This window comes from Arthrobacter alpinus (assembly GCF_001294625.1).
In the GTDB taxonomy this organism is placed as follows: Bacteria; Actinomycetota; Actinomycetes; order Actinomycetales; family Micrococcaceae; genus Specibacter; species Specibacter alpinus_A.
In genome coordinates, this window is record NZ_CP012677.1 from 2,890,161 (window position 1) to 2,915,055 (window position 24,895).

The 24,895-nt window shown below is 63.0% G+C and carries 22 protein-coding genes and 2 tRNA genes; 2 read left to right on the plus strand and 22 right to left on the minus strand.

Features of this window, described 5'->3' with window-relative positions; translation table 11 throughout:
- The first annotated feature begins 114 nt into the window (after window positions 1-114).
- Window positions 115-1,248, plus strand: a complete 1,134-nt coding sequence (gene asd, locus AOC05_RS13095) for an aspartate-semialdehyde dehydrogenase (RefSeq protein WP_062007600.1) — start codon at window positions 115-117, stop codon at window positions 1,246-1,248.
- 80 nt (window positions 1,249-1,328) lie between these two features.
- On the opposite strand, the gene AOC05_RS13100 is transcribed toward asd, so the two are convergent.
- From AOC05_RS13100 to AOC05_RS13130, 7 genes are all read right to left on the minus strand, one after another.
- Window positions 1,329-2,495, minus strand: coding sequence for a winged helix DNA-binding domain-containing protein (locus tag AOC05_RS13100; RefSeq protein ID WP_062007601.1), 1,167 nt, complete (start codon window positions 2,493-2,495; stop codon window positions 1,329-1,331).
- Window positions 2,496-2,594: 99 nt separating this feature from the next.
- The gene (locus AOC05_RS13105) at window positions 2,595-3,722 is read right to left on the minus strand and encodes a fatty acid desaturase family protein (RefSeq protein WP_062007602.1); all 1,128 of its coding nucleotides are present in this window, start codon (window positions 3,720-3,722) and stop codon (window positions 2,595-2,597) included.
- 178 nt (window positions 3,723-3,900) lie between these two features.
- Entirely contained in the window at window positions 3,901-4,980 is a 1,080-nt protein-coding gene (locus tag AOC05_RS13110; protein ID WP_062007603.1) for a UDP-N-acetylmuramate dehydrogenase, read from the minus strand.
- Window positions 4,977-6,242 (minus strand): MFS transporter, encoded by a 1,266-nt coding sequence (locus AOC05_RS13115; protein WP_062007604.1) that lies wholly within the window; start codon window positions 6,240-6,242, stop codon window positions 4,977-4,979. Before AOC05_RS13115 ends, AOC05_RS13110 begins: the two co-directional genes overlap by 4 nt.
- Complete coding sequence (locus AOC05_RS13120) at window positions 6,239-6,664, minus strand: MaoC family dehydratase (RefSeq protein WP_062007605.1); 426 nt, start codon at window positions 6,662-6,664, stop codon at window positions 6,239-6,241. The genes AOC05_RS13115 and AOC05_RS13120 overlap by 4 nt, the downstream gene beginning before the upstream one ends.
- The gene (locus AOC05_RS13125) at window positions 6,664-7,113 is read right to left on the minus strand and encodes an FAS1-like dehydratase domain-containing protein (protein ID WP_062007606.1); all 450 of its coding nucleotides are present in this window, start codon (window positions 7,111-7,113) and stop codon (window positions 6,664-6,666) included. Before AOC05_RS13125 ends, AOC05_RS13120 begins: the two co-directional genes overlap by 1 nt.
- A 38-nt stretch (window positions 7,114-7,151) precedes the next feature.
- Entirely contained in the window at window positions 7,152-7,718 is a 567-nt protein-coding gene (locus AOC05_RS13130; protein WP_062007607.1) for a TetR/AcrR family transcriptional regulator, read from the minus strand.
- Window positions 7,719-7,796: 78 nt separating this feature from the next.
- On the opposite strand from AOC05_RS13130, the gene AOC05_RS13135 reads away from it, so the two are divergent.
- Window positions 7,797-9,353 (plus strand): MFS transporter, encoded by a 1,557-nt coding sequence (locus AOC05_RS13135; RefSeq protein WP_062007608.1) that lies wholly within the window; start codon window positions 7,797-7,799, stop codon window positions 9,351-9,353.
- 449 nt (window positions 9,354-9,802) lie between these two features.
- Here AOC05_RS13135 and AOC05_RS13140 read toward each other — a convergent pair whose 3' ends face one another.
- The 15 genes from AOC05_RS13140 to AOC05_RS13210 all read right to left on the minus strand — a co-directional run bounded on the left by AOC05_RS13140 (window position 9,803) and on the right by AOC05_RS13210 (window position 24,881).
- Window positions 9,803-10,054, minus strand: coding sequence for a hypothetical protein (locus AOC05_RS13140; RefSeq protein WP_062007609.1), 252 nt, complete (start codon window positions 10,052-10,054; stop codon window positions 9,803-9,805).
- Between the two features lie 127 nt (window positions 10,055-10,181).
- Window positions 10,182-11,111, minus strand: a complete 930-nt coding sequence (locus tag AOC05_RS13145; RefSeq protein WP_062009776.1) for a DUF2797 domain-containing protein — start codon at window positions 11,109-11,111, stop codon at window positions 10,182-10,184.
- 4 nt (window positions 11,112-11,115) lie between these two features.
- Window positions 11,116-11,988 carry an HpcH/HpaI aldolase/citrate lyase family protein gene (locus tag AOC05_RS13150; RefSeq protein WP_062007610.1) on the minus strand — a complete coding sequence of 291 codons (873 nt, stop codon included), beginning with the start codon at window positions 11,986-11,988 and terminating at the stop codon, window positions 11,116-11,118.
- Window positions 11,989-12,108: 120 nt separating this feature from the next.
- Window positions 12,109-12,999 carry a hypothetical protein gene (locus AOC05_RS13155; RefSeq protein ID WP_062007611.1) on the minus strand — a complete coding sequence of 297 codons (891 nt, stop codon included), beginning with the start codon at window positions 12,997-12,999 and terminating at the stop codon, window positions 12,109-12,111.
- Window positions 13,000-13,027: 28 nt separating this feature from the next.
- Window positions 13,028-13,570, minus strand: coding sequence for a GNAT family N-acetyltransferase (locus tag AOC05_RS13160; protein ID WP_062007612.1), 543 nt, complete (start codon window positions 13,568-13,570; stop codon window positions 13,028-13,030).
- Between the two features lie 11 nt (window positions 13,571-13,581).
- A complete protein-coding gene (locus tag AOC05_RS13165) occupies window positions 13,582-15,156 on the minus strand; it encodes a Na+/H+ antiporter (protein ID WP_062007613.1) in 1,575 nt (524 codons plus the stop codon).
- Window positions 15,157-15,166: 10 nt separating this feature from the next.
- Complete coding sequence (locus tag AOC05_RS13170; RefSeq protein WP_062007614.1) at window positions 15,167-15,814, minus strand: NAD(P)H-binding protein; 648 nt, start codon at window positions 15,812-15,814, stop codon at window positions 15,167-15,169.
- Between the two features lie 127 nt (window positions 15,815-15,941).
- A tRNA-Met gene (locus tag AOC05_RS13175) sits at window positions 15,942-16,015 on the minus strand.
- Between the two features lie 64 nt (window positions 16,016-16,079).
- Window positions 16,080-16,151, minus strand: a tRNA-Thr gene (locus AOC05_RS13180).
- A gap of 260 nt (window positions 16,152-16,411) precedes the next feature.
- Window positions 16,412-18,382, minus strand: coding sequence for a DEAD/DEAH box helicase (locus AOC05_RS13185; RefSeq protein WP_231687113.1), 1,971 nt, complete (start codon window positions 18,380-18,382; stop codon window positions 16,412-16,414).
- 363 nt (window positions 18,383-18,745) lie between these two features.
- Entirely contained in the window at window positions 18,746-19,405 is a 660-nt protein-coding gene (locus AOC05_RS13190) for an MOSC domain-containing protein (RefSeq protein WP_062009778.1), read from the minus strand.
- Window positions 19,398-20,894, minus strand: a complete 1,497-nt coding sequence (locus AOC05_RS13195) for an MFS transporter (protein ID WP_062007616.1) — start codon at window positions 20,892-20,894, stop codon at window positions 19,398-19,400. Before AOC05_RS13195 ends, AOC05_RS13190 begins: the two co-directional genes overlap by 8 nt.
- 82 nt (window positions 20,895-20,976) lie before the next feature.
- Window positions 20,977-21,579: a PadR family transcriptional regulator gene (locus tag AOC05_RS13200; protein WP_062007617.1), complete on the minus strand. Its 603-nt coding sequence runs from the start codon at window positions 21,577-21,579 to the stop codon at window positions 20,977-20,979.
- Window positions 21,580-21,636: 57 nt separating this feature from the next.
- Window positions 21,637-22,311, minus strand: a complete 675-nt coding sequence (locus AOC05_RS13205) for a response regulator (RefSeq protein ID WP_062007618.1) — start codon at window positions 22,309-22,311, stop codon at window positions 21,637-21,639.
- A complete protein-coding gene (locus tag AOC05_RS13210) occupies window positions 22,308-24,881 on the minus strand; it encodes a DUF4118 domain-containing protein (RefSeq protein ID WP_062007619.1) in 2,574 nt (857 codons plus the stop codon). Before AOC05_RS13210 ends, AOC05_RS13205 begins: the two co-directional genes overlap by 4 nt.
- Between the last annotated feature and the right edge of the window lie 14 nt (window positions 24,882-24,895).

Below are 24,895 nucleotides of genomic sequence, written 5' to 3' on the forward strand. Positions count from 1 at the left end.
CCCAGCCACACGACCTTCGGGTGCCCGGCAAGCCCCTTGCGAGCGTACTGCCCGTGCGTTCACCCAATGAAACGAACTTCTTGGAATGGCAAGCTCCCCTCTAAACTGGAGTGCATGACCAATAACAGTGTTCCTTCCGTCGGCCTGGTTGGCTGGCGTGGCATGGTCGGTTCCGTTCTGCTGCAGCGTATGCAGGACGAAGGCGACTTCGGCAATATCAACCCCGTCTTCTTCTCCACCTCGAATGCTGGCGGCAACTCCCCGGCAATTACCGGCGGCGACTCCGGCAGGCTCGAAGACGCCTTTGACATTGACACGTTGGCCAAGCTGCCCATTATTGTCACCGCCCAGGGTGGCGACTACACCTCCCGGGTGCACACTGAGCTGCGCAACCGCGGCTGGGATGGGCTCTGGATGGATGCGGCCTCCACACTGCGAATGAACGACGACTCGATCATTGTGCTGGACCCCATCAACCGTGACGTCATCGACGCCGGCCTCGCCAACGGCACGAAGGATTTCATCGGCGGCAACTGCACAGTCTCCTGCATGCTCATGGGTCTGGGTGGATTGTTCAAGAACGGCTTGGTCGAGTGGGGAACCTCCATGACCTACCAGGCTGCATCTGGTGGCGGCGCGCGCCACATGCGTGAGCTCCTGAACCAGTTCGGTACGCTCAACTCTGAGGTTGCCAGCGAACTTGACGACCCGGCGTCGGCCATCCTGGAAATTGACCGGAAGGTCCTGGCCCACCAGCGCGATGGCGTGGATTCTTCCCAGTTTGGCGCTCCGCTGGCCGGTTCCTTGATCCCCTGGATCGACGCGGACCTGGGCAACGGGCAGTCCAAGGAGGAGTGGAAGGCAGGGGTGGAGACCAACAAGATCCTGGGCAACACCGACGCCAACAAGGTCATCATGGACGGTCTGTGCGTGCGCATCGGCGCCATGCGCTCCCACTCCCAGGCCCTGACCCTGAAGCTCCGCGAGGACCTTTCCGTTGCTGAAATCGAATCGATTCTGGCCAACGACAACGAGTGGGCCAAGGTCATCCCCAACACCAAGGAAGCCTCCATGGCCGATCTGACGCCCGTCGCGGCGTCCGGCACCCTGGACATCCCCGTGGGCCGTATCCGCAAGATGGAGATGGGCCCGGAGTACATCAGCGCGTTCACGGTGGGCGACCAGCTCCTCTGGGGTGCCGCCGAGCCGCTGCGCCGCATGGTCAAGATCGCCGTCGGCACGCTCTAGCCTCTCTCAACTGTGGCGCACTCGTTGCACCGGAAAGCGCTTACTTTCGCGATTTTCGTACAACGAGTGCGTCTCAGTTTTTAAGTTAAGTAGCGTTTGTAGGCTTGTGCAGAATTCTCCAGCGCCTTGCTTTGGGCCGGGCTGAGCACGCCAAACAGTTCTGGAAGCACGACGCCGGAGAGTTGGCTTTGTTTCTCCGCCGCACCTTGCGCCTTGCGCCAGGTCCCGGCCACCCTGCCGCCGACCACCACCGTTGCCTTGAACATGCCGTTGTTACCCGGCACCGTCAGGTGTGCGTGTTCCGGGGCCAGTGCTGCACTGCGGTCCGTGTAGCCGAGCAGATACTCGTCGAAGCCCGGGAGCAGGAGCACCGAACGGGCGCCAGGTGGCACCGCCCTGCGCTGCACCGATTTACCGGATGCACCGCCGAGGAGTTCTGCGGTTTCCGGCGCCATAAAGTAGCTGGAGCCGTTGCATTCAATGGTTTCCAGCCCTGCCCTTGCCTGCGCCAGCCCGGCGTTAATGTCCTTGATCGTCAGCTTTGACCACCACTGAAAGTCCTTGATGGTTGCCGGCCCGTGGCTGCGGAAGTAGCGCAGGGCCAGCTCCGCAAGGGCTTCATCCCGTTCCAGGGTGCGCGGATTCTTGATCCAGTCTTGTGAGCTGACGTAGAACTGGGTGTTGCCGTTGCCGTCCGGGTTCACGGGCCCCTGCACCAGCGTCTGCTTCAGGCACAGCAGGAACAGGAAGTGATAGCCGCGCTGGGCTTTTGTTCCTTGGCCTGCCTGCTCGAATGCGGCCAACAGCGTCTCACGCGTCGACTTTCCGCCCGACTGTTCCAGCAGCGTAAGGGCCAGGCCTCGCACGTGCTCGAGGTCCGACGTCGTAATTCCTAGCTGGCGGTGGCGCGTGGCCTGGCCCTGCAACATGCGCCCGGCGGTGAGTGAGAGGATCCAGCCGAGGTCCTCGGCTACGGTGACGTGCAGGGTGCCGCGCAGGGGGCAGGAGCGGACGAGTTCGCCGCGGTTGAAGGCGGCTGTGACGTCGGTGCGGGTGCGCCCCGGGGAACGTAACCCGATGGCCCACAGTGCGCCCGGGAAGTCCTGCCCCTGCAGCGCGGTCAGGGAACGAACAACGTCCACCGGTCCCGGTGTGGGAATGGTGGACGCTTTGAGCAATGCGGGCCTGATCCATTGTGCTGCCAGCCGGAGCCGGGCGATCGTGGAGGGGGTGACGCCAGGTGTCATGACTTCAACTTAACAGAACAGACCCGCAGAAAACGGCGAAATACCACGATTTCTCGGTGTTTTCGCCGTTTTCTGCGAGTCAGTTGAAGGATTGGAGCGTTAGCGGGCGGAGCGCATATTTGCGGTGATGGGGCATTCGAAGGGGTCGCGCTGGCCCAGGCCAACCCTGTTCAGGTAACGCATCACGATCATGTACGACTGGCCCAGCGTGGTTTCGGTGTACGTGATGTTCCGCTCCGCACAGTAGGCACGGACCATGGGCTGGACGGCCTTCAGGTTCCTGGAGGACATGGTGGGGAAAAGGTGGTGTTCGATCTGGTAGTTCAGCCCGCCCATGCCGGCATCAACCCACCAACCGCCGGTGATGTTGCGGCTCATGAGCGTCTGGCGGCGCATGAAGTCGATCTTGACGTCCTTGGGGACCAACGGCATGCCCTTGTGGTTCGGGGCGAAGGAGCCGCCCATGTAGACGCCCAGGGTCATGACGTGCACGGCGATAAACGCCAGCCCGATGCCCCAACCGAGGAAGAAGATGGTGAAGGCGGGAAGGATGACCAGGCGAACCACCAGCAAGGCGATCTCCGCCTTGCGTTGCGGGACAACCTGAGTGCGGTCAAACACGCGCTTGACAGAGGCAATGTGCAGATCCAGTGCAACAAGTGAGAGCAGCGGGAACAGGAAGTAGCCTTGGCGGGCAGCAAACCACTTGGCAAACCCCTTGCGCTTGGCAGCGTTGTCGGGGTCGAACACGATGACGCCGGGGTCTATGTCACCATCGACACCGACCTTGTTGGGGTTCAGGTGGTGCTTGCCGTGCTTGTTCATCCACCAGCCATAGCTCATGCCCACAAAAAGGTTGCCGGCGATGCGGGCAAGCCAGGCGTTCTTCTTGGCCGAGGCGAAGACCTGGCGGTGGGCGGCGTCGTGTGAGATGAACGCGGTGTGCGTGCACATGAAGCCAAGCAGCACCGCGGTGACCATCTGCCACCAGCTCTGCCCGAGCGTCAGGAACAAGGCCAGGACCGCCGAGTATCCAATGCCCTGGCGGATAAAGCGCGCCACATACCATTTGATGTCACGGTTCATCAGACCGGTGGCGCGCACCTCTTCGGCCAGCTGGATAAAGTCGGTGACGTGGCGGTCGCGGGCGGGGCGCTTTTTGGCTGGCTTGGTTAGAACAGTGCTCTCGTCCAATACATCCGGGCTGTCAAGTGTTGCCGACGACATGGGGCTCCTTACGCCTGGCCCGTCAAAGTGCGCCAGGTTAATAGAAAGTGCAGATCTTTCCATTAACACTACGAATAACGACGGCGGCGCACATCACACCGGGGAGCCGTCCTACCCCCCTACCCGGGTATGGGGTGCTGGAGTGTTTGTCAACAAGCCCAGCCCGCCCCACGGGCGGCTAGAGGGAGCAGCCCACCAGGACTGGTTCCGGGACCAGTGCTATACCAAACTGACGCACGACGCCGTCGCGCACCTTGCGAGCGATCCCCAGGATGTCCTGTGCCGAGGCAGAACCCCGGTTGGTGACGGCAAGCGTGTGCTTGGTGGACAGGGCCGCACGGCCGTTGGTGCCGCCCGCGTCCACGCCGTCCGGCAAAAGCAAGCCGTACCCCTTGCCGAAGCCTGCGTGCTCAATGAGCCAGGCGGCGCTGAGCTTTGTGAGCTCCCCAGCCGGCCAGCGCGGGGCGTCATCGGGCAAGGCGGCAGCAACCTCGGCAGTGACGATGGGGTTGGTGAAGAACGATCCAGTGGAATAGGTGTCCCTGTCGGCCGGGTCCAGGACCATGCCCTTGGACGCACGCAGGGCTAGGACGGTGCGGCGCAGTTCGAGTGAATTGGCGCGTTTACCGACCTCCACACCGAGGCGGCGGGCCAGTTCGGTATACGCCACGGGGGCGCTCATCCGGCCCAGCAGCAGTTGAAATTCAACGGTCAGCACCACGTAGCGGGGGGAACCGTTGACGGTGGTGGCCTTCAACAGCGAGTCGCGGTAGCCGAACCTCAGCTCGTGGTTGGTGAAGGTGCGGACAGCATTTTTCTCCCGGTCCCAGGTGCGCACGGCGGCAATGCTCGAGGCGACCTCGCAGCCGTAGGCCCCAACATTCTGCACGGGGGTGGCGCCGGCGCTGCCGGGAATTCCGGAGAGCGCCTCGACGCCGCTCCAGGCGTGGAGGACGGTTTGGTGGACGAAGTCGTCCCAGTCGTGGCCGGCCTGGACCACCACGGAGGCTCCTCCACAGGAGTCCTCGGAGTTCGCCACAAAGCCGTGGCTGGCGATCTGCAGGACGGTGCCCGCGAAGCCGTCATCGGAGACCACCAGATTGGAACCCCCGCCAAGAATCAAAAGGGGCTCTCCGGCGTCGTCCGCAGCACGGATGGCCGCGATGATCTCCGCCTCGGTGGTGGCCACAACGAAATTTCGTGCGGGGCCGCCAACACCAACGGTGGTCAGGGAGCTGAGCAGTTTTTGACTAGTCACTTCTCAACAGTAGCTGTTGCCGGGTACTCCACGGCGTCCAGGTACTGTGGCCGGCGGACCACAGGTGTGAGGAAGAACGCCACAACCAGCAACACCAGAACGGCAAGCAGGGAATGCAGCACACCAACGTGCTCAGCCAACAGGCCAAGCAATGGGGGACCACCCAGGAAAGCCCCGTAGCCCACGGTGGAAACCACCGAGACTCTGGCCGCCGCTTGTTCGGGATCGTCAGAGGCGGCAGACATGGCCACGGGGAAGCCCAGCGCTGAGCCCAGACCCCACAAGACCAACGCGGACAAGGCAATTTCCTGGCTGGGAGCGAACACGAACAAGCCTAGGCCCAGCACCGCCGTGGCGGCACTGACCCGCAACACGATGACCCGCCCGTACTTGTCAAGCACCACTGTCCCGGCAAAACGGCCAATGGTCATGGCGGAGACAAAGATGCCGTAACCGATGGCCCCGACAGCGTTTGAGGAGCCGTGACCGTCGGCCATCGCCAACGCCACCCAGTCCCCCGCGGACCCTTCGGCAAGCCCGAGCCCCAGTACCAGCACACCCAGCAACAAAGTCCGCGGATCCTTCCAGGCAGCGGCAATTTTCGCCTTCCCCGCCTTTTTGCGTGTCTTCGCGCTCACGCCGGCGTCCGTTGTGTCACCGGGACGCACATCCACCATCGACGCCGCGTGGGAAAGTTGGTCCGCCTGGTAGTGGCCGGCACCTATCCAAACAGCAATACAAACAATCACGGCTATCACCGAAAGGTGGATGGCCACTGGCAGGTGGGTCGAGGCCGCGAGCGCCCCCATCCCCGCTCCCGCCACCGTGCCGATGCTGAAGGAACCGTGCAGTCGGGGCATGATGTGCCGCCCCAGGGCACGCTCAACCGCGGCGCCCTCAATGTTCGAGGCGGCGTTCCAGCTACCCGTGCCCAAACCAACAATGACCAGCCCGGCACCGACGACCATGACCTCGGAGAACACGGTGGCACCGAACCCCACGACCATTACGCCCAGGGTTTGGATAATGCTGCCCCACCGGGATGTTAGTTTAGAACCAAGCCGGAGCACCACCAGCCCGGATGCTGCCACGGAAACAAAAGATCCCAGGGACATGCACAGCAGCATCAGGCCCACCGCGCCCGGAGTCAGGCCCAGATCATCACGGATGGCCGGCAGACGGGAGACCCAACTGGCAAAGACCAGCCCGGACCCTGCGTACGCGGTAACTACCCCGTTGCGCCAGGCATTAACATCGCTCACGCCACGCGAACAGTTGCTTGCGCCTTGACCAAAACCTTTTGACCATCCAAGGTCACGGCCAAGTCGACCCTTGCCGTGAACGCCTCTGCGTTCAGGGCCCCGATGACGCCGAGAATCTGCACGACGGCGCCGGGCGCACCGGCCAGGTCCGCGACCGGCACGGGCTTGGTAAAGCGGGTGCCGTAGGCGGTGACGGCGGACGGGTCACCCACCCAATCCGTGACGAGCTGAACGGCAGCGCCCATGGTGAACATGCCGTGGGCGATGACACCGGGCAGTTCGACCTCACGGGCAAAACGATCGTTCCAGTGGATGGGATTGAAGTCCCCCGAAGCTCCCGCATATTTAATCAAGTCGGCGCGGCTTATTTCCAGCGTGCGAGAACCAATTTCCTGGCCCAGCGTCAGCTCTGAAAAGTTCATTATTGTCCCTCTCCGCGGACCAAGATGGCGGACACGGTGGTGGCCACGGGCTCGCCTGCCACGGTGGAAATTTCTGCGCGAGTGGTGATCATGGCACCGCCACCCATGGCACGCACGGTGTCAACGTGGAGTTCGGCCACGAGCTCATCGCCGGCCACAATGGGACGGTGGTGTGTGAACTTTTGTTCCGCGTGCACGACGCGGGAGAAATCGATTCCTGAATCCTGATCGTTGATCAACTGGGCGTCAGCGCGTTGTGCCACGATGATGGCGTACGTTGGCGGGGCCAGCAGGTCCGTATACCCCAATGCATGGGCTGCGACAACCTCAAAATGGGCTGCGTGGGTGGCCTTGACTGCTGTGGCGAATTCACGGATCGATTCGCGACCGACACTGTACACGTCACCTTGGGAATAGCTGCGTCCCTGCAGCGCGGGATTGATACTCATGGGGTAAAGACTATCCTCTGCAGCTGCGCCAGCGCACTCTATGAACGAGGCCCGGACCTCATCTGGGCCACCACCTCGAGCAGCGCCTCAACGTCAACGGCTTCGCCGTCGACCGTGGTGTGCTCGGAGCCTGAAGCCATACCGAAAAGGGCGGCGTTGTAGTAAAGCCCGTCTCCCAAAAGCATGACAGCCCGGGCCACGGTGGGATCCCCAATATCGGAGAGAATCAGCTTGTACCAGGTAGCGTGAATCTCCGCGAAGGCCTGCCTAACCGTACTGTCCTCGCCCTGCGCCAAACGCATGGCGGCGACAATGACACGGTCAAAAGTGCTCTCGCCAAATACGCTGGTTCGCACGTAGTAGCTCGCGCAACCCCGTGGATCCTTTGACATTGCGGTGAAGTCCGCTTCCGCCAACTCACGCAACTGATTCACCAGCCCCTCTGTGAGGGCTTCTTTGCTCTTGAAGTGGTAAAGCAGCCCGCCCTTGGACACGCCCGCCGCCGCCGCTACTGCGTCCAAGGTTGCCGCGAGTGGGCCGTCATTGATGAGCAATTCCCCATAGGCATCGAGGACCCGATCCCGGGCTGGGGGTTGATTCGTCATTGCTCCACCTTACAAGAAGTGATGAAGTGCACCACCCAGACGGTTTACTGTACCGACTGGACGGTATAGTATTGGTTGATGGCTATCTCATCAACCACCCCCTTGTCCGGCCCCTCCGCGGGCCATGCACGTGCCGGCGCCCGCAGCTGGCTTGCCCTGGCCGTGCTCATGTTGCCGGTGCTTTTGGTGTCGGTGGACAATACGGTGCTCAGTTTCGCCATCCCCTCGATCTCCTTGGCGCTGATTCCTTCCGCCTCGGAACTGTTGTGGATCATTGATGTGTACCCGCTGGTCTTGGCAGCGCTGCTGGTGCCCATGGGGAGCATGGCCGACAGGTTTGGGCGGCGGAGGCTGCTGATGATCGGCAGCACCGGCTTCGCCATTGTCTCGGTGTTTGCCGCTTTCGCCCCCAGCGCCGGCGCCCTCATTGGTTATCGGGCGCTGCTGGGCCTGTTTGGCGCCATGCTGATGCCCTCCACCTTGTCGCTGATCCGCAATTTGTTCCTCCACCCCGACCAGCGCCGCAAGGCCATTGCCATCTGGGCGGCAGGTTTCTCCGGCGGCGCGGCTCTGGGGCCCATCGTGGGCGGATTCCTCCTTGAGCACTTCTGGTGGGGCTCCGTGTTCTTGATGTCCGTGCCGGTGCTGGTTCCACTGTTGATCCTGGCACCGATCTTTGTGCCGGAGTCCAAGGACCCCGCCCCAGGCAAAATTGACCCGATGAGCATCTTGTTGTCCTTTGGCGCCATGGTGCCGACGATTTTCGGAATCAAGGAAATCGCCCAGTCGGGACTCTCCGTCATCAACGTTGCCCTCATCGTGGCGGGCCTTGCCCTGGGTACGGTATTTGTGCGCCGTCAGCTGCGCCGCAAGAACCCCATGATGGATGTGACCTTGTTCAAGAACCCGGTCTTCAGCGGCAGCGTAGGCGCCAATCTGCTGAGCATCTTTGCCCTAGTGGGCTTCTTGTACTTCATCACCCAGCACCTGCAGCTGGTGGTGGGCCTCTCCCCTACCCACGCAGCTTTTGTCCTGGTCCCCGGCCTGGCGCTCACCATCGTCTCCGGACTGCTGGCGGCGTCCCTTGCCAACCGTTTCAAGCCATCATGGCTGGTGGCCGGAGGGCTGTTCCTCAACGCATCGGCATTCCTGATTGTTTGGCTGAACACCGACGGGTCAGTAACCGGCATCATTGCAGCGTTTGTGGTCCTGGGCGTGGGAGTGGGCATGGCCGAGACTATTTCCAACGACCTCATCCTCTCCGCCGCGCCGCCAGCTAAGGCAGGCGCTGCGTCGGCCATCTCGGAAACGGCCTACGAGGTGGGCTCGGTACTGGGAACCGCCGTCCTGGGCAGCATCTTGGCCGCAGCGTACAGGATGAATGTTGTGGTTCCGGCAGGCGTGTCGCTGGAAGGAACGAACACAGCGTCCCAGACGCTGGGCGGCGCCATCGATGTTGCCGCCACCCTGCCAGCCGATCAAGGCGCTGCGCTGCTGGACTCGGCCAAGCACGCCTTCGACTCCGGTTCGGGCATCGTCGCCATGGTGAGCGTAATTGTCATGCTCGGTGCTGCACTCATGTGCCTGTGGACGTTGAGGACTGCTGTCAGTAACCCGGAGCCGGTGGATCACTAGCGCCGCAGGTGTGCTGCAAGATCCTGACTGACCGGTTAGCTAGGGTTACGCCTGAGGCCCTCAAGCAGGAGTCCCAGATGGGCCGCTTTCGCGCGGAATTGACATCACACCGCGGTGCGGGCAAACCTCCACTTTGAACGGGCGCACGGTTTGCCGCCAATGTGGCGCCACTTTCAAAGCTGCGCCTGATCCTCACATAATGGTGCGCTGGAGCGGAGTCATGGACGCCGCATCAGCAACTTTTACTGGTGAGAGTGGAAACTTGGGTCCCTTTTGGCCCGTGACTGTATCCAGGGGAAGGCACCGCGGCAAATTGTTCAGGGTGGAAGTGACCGGTGTGGCCTGACTCAGCTCTGGTCCATCATTGGTCTTCTCTACCAGAGTCAACCGGATACGCACTAAATCGGTTTTGAGCGCGTGATCTGCCCAGTCATGTACGGCTTGGTGTGCTACTTGGGTTCTGCGGAGCGCTTTTCGGCCGCCTTGAGCGCCTTACGGACTGCACGGCCGCGCAGCATCATCGAGCTCATGTGGGCGATCAGCCCCACACCGATGAACGGCAGCCCCACAAATGTCAGCGTTGGCGTTGCCGTCAGCGCCCCCACAATGATGATGATGATACCTATGGCGGTCAGGCCCATGCCACCAAAAACGGTGTATTTATAGGCGGCCGGCGCGGTTTCCCAGAATTCGTTAAGCACGTGCTAAGTCTACCGGGCGAGGGACCCGAATGGGCCCACGGCCGCGAGGGGCCCACCGCGAGCTTGCGAGCGGTGGGAGCGGCTGGGGAACGGAGAGAGTTTTGGGAGGCAGGCAGACGCTACCGGCCTAGAACAGCGATTCTTGTAGGGCCGGGATAGCGGTGGTGTAGGCGCCGAAGCTGATCTTGTGGCCCTTGAGTGCAGAGAGGTCGGCCAGGAAAGCGGCCTCGGCGTTGTCCACCGTCACCAGCGCGTAACCGCCGATCATGGAATGCAGCCGCATGCCGTGTCCGCCCGAATCCAGTGGTTGCGGGTAGGCGATCCGCTGCCCGGTACTTGCCACAGCGTTGGCGTAGGCACTGCGTTCCCAGGTTTCGGTGCACGTTGAGAAACCGTCGAGGGTCAGTGTGTGAAGAAAATCCCGTACGACGGCGGCGCCCGCCTGGTTGCCGGACTGAAGTTGTGCTTCGGGGCGGGGTGAAAGGAGGGAGGCGAACTTGGCGGTGCCGCGGACCAACTGGGTCAGCCCCAGTTCCTTGGATACCGCGTCCTCGAGAACACGCACCACGGAACCGTTGTTGGCCCTGGCCACATACTGGGCCGTCATGGCACCTTGCTCCGCTAGCCGGCTCCATTTGCTGCGTTGGGAGGCGGTGCCCACTTTGGTGGTGCCGTCGGCAAAGGTGGCAACATACAGCCAGTGCGGTTGGGCCATGTACGCCTTCAGCCCGGCCGGGGCAATCCCGCTGCGATGAAAGTCATGCATGAACCGGAAGCCGTCCCGGGCAAAGCAGGAACCGCACTGGTACCCGCGCTCCGCGGCCACCCCCGTGGGGCAGGGGAAGTGCTCGGAGTCGACGGGCCCCTGAACGGTGGAGTACCCCAGACAGTACCGCGCCACAACGTCCGCCCCGGACTCCACCCGAAACCGCAACCAGAGGCCGGCCGAGAGCGGCAGGCGGCTCGGGCCGTCGTCGGTTGTCAGCGACAGCAACGGCCCATCGGGGCCCCAGGACACCCCCCGCACTAACGCGAGGGCATGCCCGGTTTCAGCCATGAGGTTAAACAGCCGGCTGGACACCGTAGGCGACGGCCAGCTTCATGATCTTCTCGGCCCGGCCTAGGCGGGGAAGGTCGGAGCCGTCGCGGATGACGCCACCGCGGGCGTTGAAGTCGTCCATGAAGTCGGTCGCCCAGGCGACGTCGGTGGGTGTGGGGCTGATGACCTCGTTGATGATGTTGGTCTGATCGATAGCCAGGCACAGCTTCCCGGTCATGCCCATGGAGACGGTGATGGCCGACTGTTCGCGCAGAATCGGGTGGTTAGTTCCCACCGTGGGCCCGTCGATGGGGCCGGGCAGGTTACCTACGCGGCTGGCGACCACCAGCTTGGCACGCGGGTACGCCATGGCTTCACGGTCCGCCGCCATGCCGGTGTCGCGGCGAAAGTCACCGGAGCCGAAGGCCAGGCGGAACGCGCCCTCGGCGCGGGCGATGTTGTTAGCTTCCTCGATGCCGACGGCGGATTCCACCAGGGCCAGCACACGGGTCTTGCCGTCGAGGCGGTGGTAGGTTTCCTTGACTTGCTCCGCATTTTCGGTCTTGGCGAGCATGACGCCGAGCAGGCCGGGGGTGTTGCGCAGGCTGGCGACGTCGTCGGCCCAGAAGTCGGAGTGGACATCGTTGATACGCACCCAGGCCTGGCCGCCGTTGCGGAGCCAATCGATGACGTCACCGCGCGCGGCTGCCTTGTTCTTCGGGTCGACCGCGTCTTCGATGTCAAGCACGACGGCGTCGGCCCGGGATCCTGCTGCCTCGTCAAAGATTTCCGGACGCGTTGCGGGCACCAACAGCCACGACCTGGCGATCTCTGCAGGGATGTTGCGCGTACGAGCGGGCTTTGAGGTGGCGTCAGTGCCAACGGAGCTAGACATATATCTACCGTATACGTCGCGGTTGAAAGTTTCGATGTGTCCTTCCACAAGGCCAACCCCGTGTGGCTGGTGGAATGCACCAGTAACGGCGGTTCAGGTGGCCTGTGGGCCGTGCGGTGCTTACTGTGCCGGACGGTTGTGAACGTCTGCGTCCCATGTCAGATCGGCACCCTCCTGAATGGCCAGCGCCTCAATGGCGGGGTCTTGCGCGAGTGCTGAAATGAGGTCCCAACTGCCGCCCACAATGGTGGAGTCAAAATCTATTTCCGACACCAGCACCCAGCTCTTGTCGGCCGGCCACAGCAGATTCGGCGATTGCGGTGAATCTGGTGAATGGTGCCACGGCGCTTCATGGAGCCAGCCCGGCTCAAGGTAGATCCGCGGCGCCGTATCGAAGAGGAAGTAACTGCGCCCCGGCAACTGAAGTCTCTCCCCGTTGACTACCTCCGCCGGCAGCAGGCCAGTGCCAGGTTCTGCATTGGGCGCTTCGGAGCCACCGCCATAGTCTGGCTGCACGCCGTCGTCCACGAAGGTCAACTCTACGTAGCCGGAGGAGCTTGTCAGCCCGCCGTAACCCTCCCAGATGCCGGTGACGCCTTGGTTTGGCGTAGAGGTGTGCGCACATAGATGCACGGCGGCTGCCGCTAACTTCTCGGGGTTGAGGTTTCCCAGTTCCGGGCTTCCATAGCGCCATCCGGCCGCATCGACGGGACCGAGCCGGGGAATTTCCGGCCCCGTCAGCCGACCGAATTGGGTCAGGGCATGCATGTGCTTTCCGAAGGCAAGTGCGACGTCGGACCAGCCAACCTCTTGCCCCTGGACTGCTCCCCGGGCCGGCAGCTCATGCCCGTGCCATGTTTTGGTGGCTTCAGGGTGATCACGCCACGCAGGGTGAAAGATCCGGGCGTATGCGGGAAATCCGCGCGGCACCACGGCATGCATGTCGTGCCACTGAATATCTATGCGCGGCTTGAGCCAGTCGCCTGCCGCCGCACTGCGCAAGGGGTCCATGACGACACCCTATCCCGTCCCCGAGCGGCTATTCCAGGATGACGGCCAGCTGTTCTGGGCTCAACGGCCTGTCCGCATAAACGAGGCGGATTGCTTTGGGATCGGGATTGCCTTTGTCGGGGCCGCGATGGACCAAGTCCAGGCCAGCCTTGCCGGCCACCCGTGCGGACGCCGCATTGTGTTCCAGCAGGTACGCCACGACCGGAAGTTCGGGACGGCGCTGCGTCGCCTGCGCAATGGCCTCGCGTGAAAGTTCAGTGGCGAAGCCGCGCCCTTGGACGTCCGGGGACAGCCTGTACCCCAGGTTCCAGAAGACGCCTCCCTTGACGGAGCAGCCGCCGTGCCCGATGACGGCAGGATCACCTAGAAGCCGGACAACCCAGGGCCCCAGCCCGTCAGCGTCCCATTTGTCCACGAACTGCTCCAGCATGGTCCGGGTCTGCCCGCTGGTGGTGTGCCGGAGGCTGGGGAAATGGGTCCAGACCCGCGGATCACTGCAGATGTTGTGCAGGCCGGCCAGGTCGCCGCCCTGCGGACGGGCCAGGAGAAGGTGTTTCGTCGTTGTCTGCATTTTTGCAGATCCTAGCTCTCCGGCATGATCATGGTGCGCAGGTCCAACTGGCGCAACACCCTGTCCACCACTTCGGGATCGGACTCTGGTTCGTTGCGGGCACTGAGGACCTCGGCCCGGGCCGCGTCTAAGGCTATGGTTTGCACGGCAATCGCCAGTTCCCGGCCACGACGGCGGCGCTCGTCGGTGCCCTCCTCCTTCAGGTCGCCGTCCAGTAGTTCGGCGTGCAGGCGTTTCATCCTGTCCTTGACGAGCAACAACTTTTCCGGCGGCAGGTTCTTGATGACCTCGTTGTCGCGCAAGGCGGCAATCGCCGCCTCCTGGGCACGAAGGGCCAGGAGTTTTGCTGCTTCCCGTTCCTCAACCCCGTTGTCGGTGGCTTTGAGCACCCGCATGAGCCACGGTAGCGTCAGGCCAGGAAGGACCAGTGTGGTCAGCAGCACGGCACAGGCGATGACGATGATCTCGTGCCGTGCAGGGAACGCCTCGCCGGAAGGAAGCACGGTGGGAAGCGCCAATGCCAACGCCAAGGTGGCAAGCCCGCGCATGCCGCACCAGGTCAAGATGATGACGTCCTTGAGGCTGGTAGGCGGAAGGTCGTCGTCGTGTTTCTTCGAGAGAAGGGCCAGCAGACCAAACCAGAGGAACCTGACCACTATCACCAGGACACTGATGCTGATCGCCGCCGGAAGCATGCCCCAAATGGCCGGACCCTCGGTGTTGATAACTTCGCGTACTTCAAGTCCCACCAGGCCGAACGCGAGACCGGTGACCAGCAGCTCCACCACATCCCAGAACGCCGCCCGGGTGATCCGTTCGGCGGCGTCCTCGGCACGGGCGTGTCGTTTGATCTCCAGAGCCGTGACGACGACTGCGATTACGCCGGAGGCATGGACTTCCTCGGCCAGGATGTAGGCGGCGAATGGCACCACCAGTGTCACTGCGCTGCGGGCAACGGAGGAGGTGATCAGCTTGGTGATCAACCCCGTCACCCAGCCCATCAGCATGCCCACCACCACCGCGAGCACCGCACCGAGCACAAACTTGCCCACCACGCCCAGGCCAAACTGTTCACCGTCCATGGCACTTGCGACGGCGGCCTGGAAGATGACGATGGCGGCAGCGTCGTTGAACAAGCCCTCGCTTTGCAGGACGGTGATGAGCCGGCGTGGCATGTGGACCCTGCCGGCGACCGACTCCACGGCCACCGGATCCGGTGGGGCGGCCATGGCACCCAAGGCTAGTGCGGCGGGGATGCCGATGCCCGGGATCAACATCCAGGCGGCGCCCGCCACCATGGCCGTGGAGACCACCACCAAGGCAATGGCGAGCATGATGATGGTGCGCCACCGGACCCGGAAGACCGCCCAGGAGCTTTTCTGCGCCGTGGCGAAGAGCAGCGGCGGCAAGAAGATGGGCAGGATCAGCTCGGGGTCGATCCGCAGATCCGGGAAGCCCGGAATGAACGTCAGGGCGCCAGCCATGATGAGCATGAGCACCGGGTAGGGAAGCCGGAGCTTGTCGCCCAAACCGACGGCAACCACAGTGGCGAAGAGGAGTCCAACAATCAGTGCAAGTTGTTCCACCCTTGTTACTTTACGGGTTCAGCGCCTGATCAATGGGCACGTCACCGTCGGTGAACTCGATGGTGCGCCCGATGGTTTCGGGCCGGGCCAGGACGGCGGCTGCCACGAGGGCCACATTGCCGCGGGAGGTGTTACTTTGCGACTTCTCCGGCGTTGTGGTGATGTTTCCCGACGCCGGGTCCAGGGTGAGCGCGCCCGGGCCCAAGATGGTCCAGGCTAGGGCGCTGCCGCGCAGGTGGGCGTCGGCGGCCGCCTTCGCCTCCGCGTAGGCAAAGAAGCTGTCCTCCGGCGGTACACCGTGGTTGAGCCCGGCACCCATATAGGAGACCATCACGTAGCGGGGTACCCCGGCCGCCACGGCCGCGTCCATGGAGTGAATGGCCGCGTCTCTGTCCACCGCGTAGGTCCGCTCTGGGCTCCCGCCGCCTGCACCCGCCGAGAAGACGATGGCGTCGTGCCCGGCAAAGAGTTCGGCGAGCTCGGGCACCGAGGAGGATGCGACGTCGTGCACCACAGGGGTGCCCCCGGCCGCGACAACGTCGTCGATGTGCGCGGCATTGCGGATCAGACTGGTCACTTCCACCCCTGCTTCGCGCAGCAAAGGTGCCAGTAGAAGCGCGATCTTTCCGTGCCCGCCAATGATGAGAATACTTGACATGATGTGCCTCTTCCTTCGAAGGATTGTGCTGCCCACGCTATCTCAGGGGCTGGCTCCGGAACACCGTCGGGGGCCGCGAAAACAGACAAAGCCCCCAGAATCTTTTGGATTCGGGGGGCTTTTTCTGTAGCGGCACCGAGACTCGATCTCGGGACCTCACGATTATGAGTCGTGCGCTCTAACCAACTGAGCTATGCCGCCATGAATGGGAGAAGGCTCGTGACTAGCCGGTCAAAACCGTCTTGACGCGAGCCTTCCCATTCAGAGCCCCCCACCGGAATCGATCCGGTGACCTCGTTCTTACCAAGAACGCGCTCTACCACTGAGCTAGGGGGGCAACGAGAGAATACTTTACCAGCGGATTTGCTGGATGTGAAATCGAGGCACACCTCTACGAGTTTCACCCTGTTTTTGGCGACAAAACTGTCCTATTTTGGACTAAAAAGAGGCCTAGATGAACCTCGAATAACTGTTTTATGACACGCGATTAGCAGAAGGGGGTGAAATGCGTCACATGTCAGTTTTTTGCATGAAAAGGCAGGGTACCGATTCTTGGCACCCTGCCTTTTAACGCTTTATCGCTTTAGCGCGTGGGGGTTACCACTTGCCCTTGCTATTGAAGCTCTGTCCGCCTTCGTGGCGAGGACGGCGGTCGCCGGCACCGTGGCCGGTGTGGCCCTGGCCGCGGTCGCTGTTGAAGCCGCCGCGCTCTGCACCGCGGTCCGCACCGCGGTCCGCACCGCGGTCTGCACCGCGATATCCGCCGCTGCGGTCGCCGTCGAACTTCTTCTTGAAACCGCCCTGGCCGCGGTCGTTACGCTCTCCGCCACCCTGGTACGGGGCCGCGCCACCGGTGGTGGGGCGGCGGCCCTTGTCCAGCTCGAGGTTGATGAGCTCGCCGCTGATGCGGGTCTTGCTCAGGGCACGCCACTGGTCCTTGCTCAGCTCTGCCGGCAATTCCACCAAGGTGTGGTCGGCGCGGATGTCAATGCCGCCGATCTGGGAGGAGGACAGGCCGCCTTCGTTGGCAATGGCGCCCACGATGGAGCCAGGCATGACACGCTGGCGACGGCCTACAGCAATTCGGTAGGTGGCGTTGCCTTCGGTCAGGGTGCGGGTCGGGCCGCGTGAGCCGAAGCCGTCCTTGGCGCGTTCCTTCTTCTGGTATTCCGGGGCTGCAGGCAGGTCGTTGACCAGCAGCGGCTGCCCGCCCTGGGCCATGACTGCTAAGGCAGCGGCGATTTCCGACGCCGGAACGTCGTGCTCCTGCTCGTAGCTGGCAATCAGGTCGCGGAACTTGGCAACGTCCTGGCTGGCCAAGGTCTCGGTGATCTTCTCAGCGAACTTGCCAAGGCGCAGCGAGTTGATGGTCTCTGCAGACGGCAGGTGCATCTGGTCAACCGGCTGGCGGGTGGCCTTCTCGATGGCGCGCAGCAGGTACTTCTCGCGCGGTGTCATGAACAGGATTGCGTCACCGGAGCGGCCGGCACGGCCCGTGCGGCCGATGCGGTGCACATAGGACTCGGTGTCGTGCGGGATGTCATAGTTGATCACGTGGGTGATCCGCTCAACATCCAGACCGCGGGCGGCGACGTCGGTGGCCACCAGTATGTCGATGTGGCCGCTGCGAAGTGCCTCAATGGTGCGCTCGCGCTGCTGCTGCGGGATGTCGCCGTTGATGGCGGCAGCCTGGAATCCACGCGACTTCAGCTTGTCAGCCAGGTCTTCCGTGGCCATCTTGGTCCGCACGAACGCGATGACGCCTTCGAACTCTTCAACTTCAAGCACGCGGGTCAGGGCGTCGAGCTTGTGCGGGCCCATGACCTGCAGGTATCGCTGGCGGGTGTTGGCGCCGGTGGTGGTCTTGGACTTGACCGTCACTTCTGCCGGGTTGTTCAGGTACTGCTTGGAGATGCGGCGAATCGCGCCGGGCATCGTGGCCGAGAACAGGGCAACCTGCTTTTCCTTCGGCGTCTTGGACAGGATCTGCTCAACGTCTTCGGCAAAGCCCATGCGCAGCATCTCATCGGCTTCATCCAACACCAGGTACTGCAGGTTGGAGAGGTCCAGCGACCCCTTAGACAGGTGGTCGATGACGCGGCCGGGGGTGCCGACAACAACCTGTGCGCCGCGGCGCAGGCCGGCCAGCTGAGGGCCGTAAGCGGAGCCACCGTAGACAGGCAGGACGCTGAAGTTGTCCATGTGCTTGGCGTAGGAGGTGAAAGCTTCGGCAACCTGCAGCGCAAGCTCGCGGGTCGGTGCCAGGACAAGGATCTGGGTGTCCTTGGTGGGGCCGTTGAGGTCCATCAACTCAGCCATGCGGGACAGGGCAGGAACGGCGAATGCTGCCGTCTTGCCGGTACCGGTCTGGGCGAGGCCAACGACGTCGCGGCCTTCGAGCAGCAGCGGGATGGTGGCGGCCTGGATGGGTGAGGGCTTCTCGTAGCCAACATCACTCAGGGCGGACAGCACGCGGCCGTCAATGCCGAGGTCGGCAAAAGTAAGTTCCGGTACTTCTTCCGTGGACACGGAAGCGTTCTCAGTGGATTCGGTAGTATTTTCGGGCATGGTCAAGATGTCCTCATTCATAGGGCCAGGCGGCAATGAACACCGCATTGGAAGAAATCCAGCCTCTACTAGGCATCCCGGGCAGGATCTCGCGCCATGTGCGCACCGTGGGTACGGCCGCCAATGCTGACACAAGGTCACCACTGTATGACGTTTCTTTGCCGGCAATCCCCTATGAACGCTACTTGCCCGCCTAAAAAACTATGCGGGCCCCATACACTTCAGGCTCCTGCCTCAAAAATTGGGCAGAAAATAAAAGGAGATACCGGAGTGGGGGATATTTAAATTGTAGGGCATACGTTAGACAATCAACATGGCAAACGTCGATGAGTCATCGTGAGTTTCGGCACACACCCTTGCCGCCTACTGTTCGCGGGCCAGGATCCGGTCGAAGTAAGGCCAATAGTTCGCGGACAGTTGCAATTCCCCGGCGGCATGCAGCTCCTGCAGCGTGTGCACGTCCGCCGGCGTGGGGTTTGAGAAGAACTTACCCACCGTGATGCCGTGGTCAGGGGTGTACTCAATCTCGATGGCGTCCCCCGCCTGCAGTTTCCCTTTGCGCAGCACGCGCATATAGCTGCCAATCCGTCCGACCTCGGTGAACCTTTTCACCCAGCGCGGCTCGCCCATACGGCGGGCAAACGTGGCGCACGGGACACGCGGCGAGGTCACCTCCAACAGCACGTTTTCACCGATCCTCCAGCGCTGCCCGATCACGGCGCCGGAAGTGTCGATCCCACGGGTACGCAGGTTCTCACCAAAGAGGCCCGGCTGGATGTCCCGGCCCAGCTCCGCCGCCCAGTAATCGGCATCCTCCTGGGCGTAGGCGTAGATTGCCTGGTCCAGGCCGCCGTGGTTTTTCCGGTCCGCCTGGAGGTCACCGTACAGGCCCAGCGGGCGCACCGGGACCGGCCCCTCGATGGGACGCTTGTCAATGGCGGTCACGCCCACGGCACCCTCATCGGGGTGCAGTTCGTGGACGCGGCAGACAGCCAGGACGGAGCCGGCGGGTAAATCAGTCATGGCACCAATCTCCGGCAACACCCGCACGCCGTTCCGCTGGAGCATCCTCGCCAGGGTCAGATTCGGAGGCCCACCGCGGCAGGAACGACGCCGCAATCGCCGCGAGCACCATGCCGCCGGCCATCATCCACATGGTGGAGGTGAATCCGTCAATGAACACCGTCGACTTGCTGGTGGCCGTGCTGGATTCCAGGCCGTTGAAGAAGATGGTTCCGATGATCGCCACGCCAAGTGCTCCCGAGAGCTGGCTGGTGGTGTTGAACAGCCCGGAGGCGCTGCCGGCGAATTTGGTGGGGACCTCGGAGAGCACAAAGATGCCCACGGGTGCCACCACCATGCCAAAACCGGCCCCGCTGAGGGCAAGACCGGCCAGTAGGTGCCAGGGGGTCACTGTTCCACCCACTGCTTGAACGGTAAAGATCAGCACCACAAAGCCGGCAGCGATCACCAGCGGCCCCAGCTGCAACACCACGCGGCCAATCTTCTTGGCCAAGATGGCCGCGGAGATCCCTGCCAGGACCGGCACCATGACAGAGAACGGAATCATGGTCAGCCCCGCCTTCAAGATCGGGTACTCCAGACCCAGCTGCAGGAACAGGGTCTGGATCAAGAAGAAGCCGTTCATGGGGATGAAGAACAAGAACATCATGGCAATACCTGCGGCAAAGGGGCGGCTCTTGAACAAGGAAATTGCCACCAACGGCTCGCCCCCGTTCCTCTCCTCACGCCACTGCAACAGCACGAAGCCCACAAGCACCAGCACACCAAACCCCATCATCAGGAACGTCCACAGCGGCCAATTTTCCTCCCGGCCCATGGTCAGCGGGTACAGTATGGCCAACATTCCCACGGCCAGGACCACAACGCCGGACAAGTCCAGTTTGTGCCGCACCGGCGCTTTCGATTCCGGCACGAACTTGACGGCGCAGATCACGGCAAAGATGCCCACGGGGATGTTGACAAAGAAGATGGTGCGCCAGCCCCATCCGAAGATGTTCGCGTCGGTCAAGATGGCACCCAGAATGGGCCCGGAAACGGCAGCAACACCTGCCAGGGCGGAGAACCCGGCCATGGCACCTGCTCGCTCGGACGGTTTGTACATGACCTGCAAGCTGGAGAGCACTTGGGGGATCATGGCGGCGGAGGCAAAGCCCTGCAGCGCACGGGAGGCAATGAGCATTTCCGGGTTCATGGCCATGCCGCACAGCACGGATGCCACCGTGAATACCACTAGGCCGATGATGAAGACCTTTTTGCGCCCGTAGATGTCACCTAAACGGGATCCTGTGATCAGTCCTATGGCCAAGGCCAGCGTGTAGGAGGCCACCATCCACTGCAGCTCGGCGTTCTGGGCGCCCAGTGCACGTTCAATGTCGGGCAGCGCCACGTTGACGATCGTGGCGTCAAGCAGTTCCATGAACGAGGCCATGAACAGGGAGATCAGGGCGACGGTGCGTGCCTTGCCAATGGGTGGAGCAGTGGATTTCATGCGTGATTCCTCGTCGAGTGATGGTGTGCAAAGTTGTGGCGGTCGGCTGGATCTGGACAAGCTCGATCACCCGGCGGCCAGATCACAGGGGCAGCTCGTTGGCGCGGGTCAGTTCGGCCAGAGATTCCCGGGTCCAGGTCATGGTGCCGGTCTCCAGCGCCGCGAGGACGTCGTCGATGAAATCGAGCTCGGTGGCGCGGGTGCGGCACAGGAGTTCGGCATCCAGCAGGAGAATGCTTGGCAGGCACGTGGAGCCGTGGGTGATTTCATCCAGCAGCCCGGCCACTTCTGCAGCCACCAGCTCGCGGCGGCTTGCCAGCAACTCCTGCAATTTTTCCGGTGTCAGGATAGGGGCGTGGGCCAGGGCGGCATAGAAGTCGGGAAAGCCGCGCGTGGGAACGGACAGCATGTCGGTGAGCCAGCCGTAGGCGGTGGCGCGTCCGGTGTCGGTAATTTCATACACCGAGCGTTCGGGACGCACCCCGTCCCGCTCAACCTCACAAATGCGGATCATCCCGTCACGGCTCAGCCGTTCGATGGTGCTGTAGAGGCTGGCACGCTGGCTGACATTGATGACCTTGTCCTTGCCGCGCAAGGCGATCAGCTGTTGCATGCGGTAAGGGTGCATGGGCGCTTCTTCAAGCAGCGCAAGCACGGCCAAAGCCAGGGAAGACCGTTTAGTCATAGTCATAATATTACTAATAAGTTCATGACTACATAAGTTGGATGAGTATGTCCTCGCTCACGGGGCGAAACGGTACCCCATGCCGGCCTCGGTGAGCAGGTGCACGGGATTGGCGGGGTCCTGCTCCAGCTTTCGCCGCAATTGAGCCATGTACACGCGCAAGTAGTGGGTTTCCTTGGCATAAGCCGGACCCCACACCTCGGAGAGGATCTGCTGCTGGCTGACCAGCCGGCCGGGATTGCGCACCAGCAGCTCCAACACGCTCCACTCGGTGGGGGTCATCCGCACCGGTTCCCCGGCGCGGGTGACCCGCTTGTTGGCCAGGTCCACGGTGAATTCCGCCGTCTCCACGAGCGGTTCGGCCGCGGTAGTTCCAGCCCTCCGTGACGCCGCACGCAGCCGGGCCAGCAGCTCGTCCAGCCCAAACGGCTTGGTCACGTAGTCGTCAGCGCCGGCGTCCAGCGCCTGAACTTTGTCGTGTGAGCCGTGCCGGGCGGAAAGCACGATGATGGGAACGTCGGTCCAGCCACGCAACCCGGCAATCACCTCAAGCCCGTCCATATCCGGCAGCCCCAGATCCAGCACGACGACGTCGATCGGGTGAGTTTGGGCCGCCAGTAACGCCGCGGTCCCGTTGTGCGCCGGCACCACGATGTAGCCGTGGGCGTGCAAGTTGATTTGCAGGGCCCGCAGGATCTGTGGTTCGTCGTCGACGATTAAAACGGTGGTCACGGTGATTCCCTCTTCGTGCGGCCGGGATAGCCGGCGTCAGTATTTTTGGTGCCGGTGGACAGGGGGAGCCGAATGATCATGGTGAGCCCGCCGCCGGGAGTTTCCTCGGCGTTAAGAACTCCTCCCATAATTTCGGTAAACCCCTTGGCTACAGCCAGCCCCAGCCCCACACCGGTGCCGCCCTGTGCCCCATAGGAGACGTCGTCGAGCCTTTGGAAAGGACGAAACATGGCCACCACATTGGCCGCGGGGACGCCTTTACCGTGGTCAACTATGCGCAGCTCGCTGGCAGGGCGGCCGTTCACCGTGGCACTGCCGCTGCCACCCACGGAGCCCACAACAGTGATATCGGAGCCCGGCGCATATTTCACAGCATTCTCCACCACGTTGGCGATCACCCGTTCCAGGAGCCCTGGATCTGCCTCGATGGGAGGCATGTTGGCCGGCAACTCAATGCGCACCCGCCCCGCCGGGACGCCGTGAAGGGCTGCGGGCAGTACCTCGGGCCAGGTGACTGGGCCCATGATCGGGGAGACCATGTCTGCGCTCAGCCGTGACATGTCCAACAGGTTACCAACGAGGGCGTCCATCCGGTCCGCATAGTGCTCAATGGTGGCCAGCAGCTCTGCCTCATCCTCCGGGTCAAAGTGCACGGCCGTCTGCCGCAGGCTGCTCACGGCCAGCTTGATACCTGCCAGCGGGGTGCGTAAATCATGGGAGACGGCCCGCAGCACGGAGGTGCGGATCGTGTTGTCCTGGCTCAGTTGCTGGTTCTCGCGTTGGCTGAGCGTCAGCGCCTCACGCTGTCCCAGGGCAATCAGGTGCGCTCCAAAGGCACCGAGCAGGCGGCGGTCGCTGGCGGGCAGGACCTTCCCACTGAGCCCCAACACCAGGCGTTCGGAAATTTCCGCTACATTGTCCGCCTCTGCGGGGCTTTCTGGCGGTTCCTCGCCCACAAAGGCGTCGGTGGTCCAGGTGCTCAGATCCGTTCCCTCTCCGCTGAAGAGCACCACCGAGCGCATACCAAAGTGTTCACGTACCTGTTCCAGGAACACTTGCACCGTGTCCTGCGAGGCGAGGATGCCGCGGGCCAGTTCACTGAGTGTGGCCGCCTCGGCGCTTGCCTTGCTGGCCTCTCGGGAACGCCGCGCTGACCGGTCGACGGCGAGCGCCACAGCCACTGCCACCACCAAGAAAACGAGTAGCGCCACCAAATTTTCCGGATCGTGGATGGTCAGCGTGCCCACCGGCGGGGCGGCGAAAAAGTTCAGGAGCAGGCTGCTCCAGACGGCGGCCACAACCGCCGGCCACAACCCGCCCACCAGAGCCACCGTGATGGTGGCGGCGAACTGGATGATCATGGTCAGTTGCAGGCTGAGCCCGTCCGTGAGGTACTGCACCAGCACGGGCAGCACCACCGCCATGGCGAATCCGGCGATGACTCGTTTCTTGTTCAAGTCCCCGCGGCTGAGTTGGGGACGGCTTTTACCGCCTAGGGGATGGGGCACCATGTGCACGTCCATGTCGCCGGCGTCGCGCACCACCCTAGCACCGACTCCGGGACTTGCGAAGACGCCCAGGAGCGGTTTCCTGCGTGAAGAACCAATCACGATTTGGGTGGCGCCCACGCTGCGGGCAAAGTCCAGCAACGCCCGGGCGGGGTCTTCCCCACCCACAGAATGATAGGTGCCGCCAAGATCTGTGACCAGCTGGCGCTGACTTTCCAACGCCAGCGGCACCTCTCCTGCCACCCCGTCGGAGCGGGGAATATGGACGGCCATGAGTTCGCCGCCGCTGACCCGGCTCAGAATCCTGGCGGCCCGCCGCAGCAGGACCTCGCCCTCCAGCCCTCCGGTCAGACCCACCACAATCCGCTCGCGGGTGGGCCAGCTGGCCTCGATCCCCTGGCTTTGCCGGTATGCGGCAACACCCTCTTCCACCCTGTCGGCCAGCCACAGCAGCGCCAGTTCACGCAGGGCTGTCAGGTTGCCCAGCCGGAAGTAGTTGGCTAGCGCCGCATCCACCTTGTCGCGAGCGTAGACGTTGCCGGCGCTCAGGCGTTGCCGCAGCAGCTCCGGTGGGATGTCCACCAGCTCAATCTGGTCTGCCCGGCGGACCATTTCATCGGGGATGGTTTCCTGCTGTCGGACGCCGGTGATGGTTTCCACCACGTCGCCCAGTGAGGCCAGGTGCTGGACGTTGACAGTGGAATACACGTCGATGCCTGCGGCGAGCAATTCCTCCACATCCTGCCAGCGTTTGGCGTTGCCGGCGCCTGGAATGTTGGAGTGGGCGTACTCATCGACGAGGGCCAGGGCCGGCCTGCGGGCCAGCAGTGCTGGCACGTCCAGCTCTTCAAAGTCTGCGCCGCGGTAGCTGATTTTCCTGACGGGGAGCTGTTCCAGCCCCTCCAGCTGGAGCCGGGTTTGCACGCGTCCGTGGTCCAGGACAATGCCTGCCACCACGTCAACCCCGGCCACCACCTGGGCGTGAGCTTCCTCCAACATGGAGTAGGTTTTGCCCACGCCGGGGGCCGCCCCCAGAAAAACCCTCAATATGCCGCGCGTCATACCCTTATTCTCGC

What these genes read in the sequence shown, in the direction of transcription:
- asd (WP_062007600.1), top strand. Translation starts at nt 115, where the DNA reads ATGACCAATAACAGTGTTCCTTCCGTCGGCCTGGTTGGCTGGCGTGGC.
- AOC05_RS13100 (WP_062007601.1), bottom strand. Translation starts at nt 2,495, where the DNA reads ATGACACCTGGCGTCACCCCCTCCACGATCGCCCGGCTCCGGCTGGCA.
- AOC05_RS13105 (WP_062007602.1), bottom strand. Translation starts at nt 3,722, where the DNA reads ATGTCGTCGGCAACACTTGACAGCCCGGATGTATTGGACGAGAGCACT.
- AOC05_RS13120 (WP_062007605.1), bottom strand. Translation starts at nt 6,664, where the DNA reads ATGAACTTTTCAGAGCTGACGCTGGGCCAGGAAATTGGTTCTCGCACG.
- AOC05_RS13125 (WP_062007606.1), bottom strand. Translation starts at nt 7,113, where the DNA reads ATGAGTATCAATCCCGCGCTGCAGGGACGCAGCTATTCCCAAGGTGAC.
- AOC05_RS13130 (WP_062007607.1), bottom strand. Translation starts at nt 7,718, where the DNA reads ATGACGAATCAACCCCCAGCCCGGGATCGGGTCCTCGATGCCTATGGG.
- AOC05_RS13135 (WP_062007608.1), top strand. Translation starts at nt 7,797, where the DNA reads ATGGCTATCTCATCAACCACCCCCTTGTCCGGCCCCTCCGCGGGCCAT.
- AOC05_RS13145 (WP_062009776.1), bottom strand. Translation starts at nt 11,111, where the DNA reads ATGGCTGAAACCGGGCATGCCCTCGCGTTAGTGCGGGGGGTGTCCTGG.
- AOC05_RS13150 (WP_062007610.1), bottom strand. Translation starts at nt 11,988, where the DNA reads ATGTCTAGCTCCGTTGGCACTGACGCCACCTCAAAGCCCGCTCGTACG.
- AOC05_RS13155 (WP_062007611.1), bottom strand. Translation starts at nt 12,999, where the DNA reads ATGGACCCCTTGCGCAGTGCGGCGGCAGGCGACTGGCTCAAGCCGCGC.
- AOC05_RS13160 (WP_062007612.1), bottom strand. Translation starts at nt 13,570, where the DNA reads ATGCAGACAACGACGAAACACCTTCTCCTGGCCCGTCCGCAGGGCGGC.
- AOC05_RS13170 (WP_062007614.1), bottom strand. Translation starts at nt 15,814, where the DNA reads ATGTCAAGTATTCTCATCATTGGCGGGCACGGAAAGATCGCGCTTCTA.
- AOC05_RS13185 (WP_231687113.1), bottom strand. Translation starts at nt 18,382, where the DNA reads ATGCCCGAAAATACTACCGAATCCACTGAGAACGCTTCCGTGTCCACG.
- AOC05_RS13190 (WP_062009778.1), bottom strand. Translation starts at nt 19,405, where the DNA reads ATGACTGATTTACCCGCCGGCTCCGTCCTGGCTGTCTGCCGCGTCCAC.
- AOC05_RS13195 (WP_062007616.1), bottom strand. Translation starts at nt 20,894, where the DNA reads ATGAAATCCACTGCTCCACCCATTGGCAAGGCACGCACCGTCGCCCTG.
- AOC05_RS13200 (WP_062007617.1), bottom strand. Translation starts at nt 21,579, where the DNA reads ATGACTAAACGGTCTTCCCTGGCTTTGGCCGTGCTTGCGCTGCTTGAA.
- AOC05_RS13210 (WP_062007619.1), bottom strand. Translation starts at nt 24,881, where the DNA reads ATGACGCGCGGCATATTGAGGGTTTTTCTGGGGGCGGCCCCCGGCGTG.